Origin of the sequence: Adhaeribacter aerolatus, from assembly GCF_007991635.1 — a bacterium.
Classification (GTDB): domain Bacteria; phylum Bacteroidota; class Bacteroidia; order Cytophagales; family Hymenobacteraceae; genus Adhaeribacter; species Adhaeribacter aerolatus.
This window is the reverse complement of sequence record NZ_BJYS01000071.1, coordinates 1-2641: the sequence shown is the minus strand read 5'-3', so window position 1 is coordinate 2641 and position 2641 is coordinate 1. Positions and strand designations below refer to the sequence as shown.

Annotated in this window: 3 protein-coding genes; all 3 read left to right on the top strand. The window is 31.6% G+C overall.

Annotation, left to right across the window (positions count from 1 at the left end):
* Positions 1 to 1016: hypothetical protein (locus AAE02nite_RS26000; protein WP_218033564.1), on the top strand; the 1016-nt coding region annotated here is incomplete at its 5' end.
* Between the two features lie 62 nt (positions 1017 to 1078).
* Positions 1079 to 1771 carry a hypothetical protein gene (locus AAE02nite_RS25995; protein ID WP_146905787.1) on the top strand — a complete coding sequence of 231 codons (693 nt, stop codon included), beginning with the start codon at positions 1079 to 1081 and terminating at the stop codon, positions 1769 to 1771.
* Between the two features lie 74 nt (positions 1772 to 1845).
* A complete protein-coding gene (locus tag AAE02nite_RS25990; RefSeq protein ID WP_146905784.1) occupies positions 1846 to 2598 on the top strand; it encodes a hypothetical protein in 753 nt (250 codons plus the stop codon).
* The last annotated feature ends 43 nt before the right edge of the window (positions 2599 to 2641 follow it).

Below are 2641 nucleotides of genomic sequence, written 5' to 3'. Positions count from 1 at the left end.
ATAAAACTAAAATGGATTCAATACATTTTAATCAAGAAACAAATAATATTTCAATCCTTAATGATAAGTCCTGGAATATAACCATATATGATATTGAGCTAAAACCAATAAAATCACTTCAATTAGATTTAAAAACGGCTTATTACAGAATAGTAACTTTATTTAAAGTTTTGGTAGATGAGAATTTAATAAAATTAGCTTACAATGATTATGGTAATCAGGAAATTTATTACTACCAATTTGACCTAGATGGGAAAGAGATTCTAAAAAGAATTTTAACTAGTAATAAAGAGGATATTTTTTTAGGACTAAATACTAAAAACAATTTTGATTTAGTATTTATGGATGAAATGTCTATTTATAAATCTAATTGCAGTATTTATAAAAATAATGAGGAGATAATAAAGGTTAATTTGTTAGAAATTCTTGAAAATGACGATAAGGATTGGGGTGGTTATGACTATATTGAATGTTTAATAAGTACAAATAAGCCATTTCAATTAGCATTTATTGCTGCACAACCAGATTATGGAGTTCAAGGAGTAAAAATTGTCCAGATAAATCCTGCAAAAAATTTAGAATTAGTTTATGATATGGATGATTTAACCTTTGATGGGGCCTTTCATAATTTAACCTTTAATTTTAGCAGCGATAAATTCACTTTGCTACTTTACACAGGAGGTAAAGTAGGAAAAGGTAAGGATAGAGATAAAGTTACAAAGGAGTACTTTTCAATTTGTGAATATTCAATTGAAAACCCTAAAAAACCAATAAGAATATTTAGAACAGACTTCGGTTATTGGGGAGAAGGTGACCTTTATACACATTATTTGACAGATTCACTCTTATGTATTGTAAGGAGAGAAGATTTAATAATATTTGATTTGAATCAAGGTAAAACACAAGAAGTTATAGAAAGGGATTGTGATTCTGGATTTTATGTAAGTTTCAATATAATAATCTATAAAATAAATCAAGAATTTAAAGTGCATAAATCTCAAAACAACTACTGCTAACCACACCTATACGGCAGCTTCGCCCCCGCATAGGCAAGACCGTTGTGGTGCATAAAAATAAAATGGAAAGATTTTTAATATTGTTATTTTCTTTAGGGCTGTTCAACTGTTCCTCCGATTTAAAAGAACAAAGTTCACCAAAGAAAGAAAAAACTGTTTTAACACAAAATTCAGTACCCGAAGCTGATAATCTTCAAAATAGCTTACCTGAAGCAGATAAGGCCATACCAAAAAAAGTGGAGGAAGTTGATGAATTAAAAGAGATAGCAACCTCATTTCACCGTTGGTATATTAATAATGTAAACAACCAAAAGGCGAAAACACCAATTGAGGTAAGGATTGTAGAGGGAGAAAATGGGAAATGTAAAATTGATTATGAACCTTATTTTAATCAATTAAAGGCTTTAGAAACAATCTCTGAAAAATTCATTAGTCAGGAAAGCAAAAGAGTGGAAAATTGCGCAAATAACATCAGCAAAGTTAGTTGGGCAGAATACAAAGCAGCAGATGCCTACGAGTACGACAAATATTGTGACTTTCTTTCTTATTACTATTGGATAAGAAGCCAAGAACCTTTGTCTGGCGTTGATGTTGACCAAATGGAAAGGAATGGAGATGCATGGAATGTTTCATTAAGATTCTTTGATGAATTCGAAAATAAAAAATCGTACTTAGACCATTATCACCCAATAGTTAAACTGGAAAAGGAAGATGATAAATGGGTAATCACAAAAATCAGCTGGAAAGAAAATTAACGCACCACAACACAAATTAAAGCACATTAAAACGTGCCCTAGCAGCGGCCCGTTGTACGCAAGGAAATAAAATAATGCATTTTATAAACCCTTATACAGATATTTATATTGAGGTTAAAGACCTTCAGTTAAAAACGACCTTCCCATTTTATAAAGAAGTAATATGGACTTTTCTAAAATACTTAAACAACCAGCTTGGCCTTTTTAAACACAGAGTCAATATAAATTTTGTTAATTCCGACCAACAAACGGGCACTAGGAAATTCGGTAGTATTTATGAATATAGAATAAAAGTAGACGGCAGTATTTTCTTAACTAAGCAAGAAGAAGAAAAAAGGGATTTCTTACTGGACATTGTTTATGAGGCTTACTGTGGGCTGGCCAAAGAACACGGATGGAATATTGAAGCAATAGATAATGCTTACCAAAAAGCAAAGCGGGATAATAAAGGTTTTAGTTTCCAATCGGATTATAAACTATCGAGGAACAAAAATTACGCTGGAGCCTTATTACTTGTGCTAGATGGGAATTATTTAATAATCGATTGCTCCATCCTAGACAAATCCAGCAATTCTCTCTTTGAAACAAGGCTTTTAGAAACTGACGAAGATAATTTCTCCTGGTGGAGAAGGATTAAAGAATATGGATGGTATGACAATAATCGCTTTGGACTAAAATTTCTTAGTGGTGACTACTGGATTGTCTACAATATTCAAAATCAACAAATTGAAGAAATAAACAACCCCAAGAAGCAGAGCATCAAAGAGGTTGAAAAATTCATAAAGGAAATAAAACCCCTGCGTACAACAAAAATTAAAGCACATTAAAACGTGCCATAGCAGGAACGTTGGACGGAATAGGAAAAATTTG

Bases quoted from the DNA above. Each gene is read 5' to 3' on its own strand.
- AAE02nite_RS25995 (WP_146905787.1), top strand. From the start codon at position 1,079: ATGGAAAGATTTTTAATATTGTTATTTTCTTTAGGGCTGTTCAACTGT.
- AAE02nite_RS25990 (WP_146905784.1), top strand. From the start codon at position 1,846: ATGCATTTTATAAACCCTTATACAGATATTTATATTGAGGTTAAAGAC.